The sequence below is a fragment of the Komagataeibacter kakiaceti JCM 25156 genome, from assembly GCF_000613305.1.
Map to the genome: position 1 here is coordinate 1 of NZ_BAIO01000790.1, position 778 is coordinate 778.

Consider the following 778-nt stretch of genomic DNA (forward strand, 5'->3'; position numbering starts at 1 on the left):
CTGGCCATGCCCGCCATGGCCAGCACGATCATCGCGCCATAGACCAGACCGCCCGCCCATACGCACAGCCCGGCCAGCGGCACCAGCACCGCGGCCGAAAGCACACGGGCGCGCAGGTCTTTCCAGTTACCGGATTTCCTGGGCGCGCCACCGGGGGGGGCGGCGTTCCCGCCTTCAGGTTGGCCTTGCACCGAATCGCCTTTCACGCCGGGAATAGATCGCCAGGACGGTATCGAAATGCGTCTCGTCAAAATCCGGCCATGGCGTTTCCAGAAATACCAGCTCGGCATAGGCCGACTGCCACAGCAGGAAGTTGGACAGGCGGCATTCCCCGCTCGTGCGCACGATCAGATCCGGGTCCGGCATGCCCGCGGTCTGTAACGCGCTGGCAAAAACCGTCTCGTCAATGTCACTGGCGGCAAGCTCGCCCCCGGCCACGGCCCGCGCCATGCGGATGGCGGCCTGCACGATGTCGGCCCGCCCGCCATAGGACAGCGCCAGCACCAGCACCAGCCTGCCATTGGCCGCCGTCACCCGTTCGGCGCGGCGGGCTTCTTCCTGAATATCGACGGGAAAACGGGTCAGGTCGCCAATTACCCGCAGCCGCACGCCTTCGCGCGACAGTTCGGCCACCTTGTGCCGCAGGTAGTAGCGCAGCAGGCCGGTCAGGTCAGCGACCTCACCCGGCGCGCGCCGCCAGTTCTCCGATGAAAAGGCATAAAGCGTGAGCCATTTCACGCCCCGCTTCACGGCGGCGCGGACGGTGCGCTGCACCGCC

The 778-nt window shown here is 67.1% G+C and carries 1 protein-coding gene and 1 pseudogene; both read right to left on the reverse strand.

Annotated features, from left to right (window positions below):
- Window positions 1-191 (reverse strand): annotated as a pseudogene (locus JCM25156_RS28300) (phosphatidate cytidylyltransferase); the annotation flags it as partial.
- Window positions 175-778: polyprenyl diphosphate synthase (gene uppS / locus JCM25156_RS18965; protein WP_025814399.1), on the reverse strand; the 604-nt coding region annotated here is incomplete at its 5' end. The gene uppS and the pseudogene JCM25156_RS28300, both read right to left, overlap by 17 nt.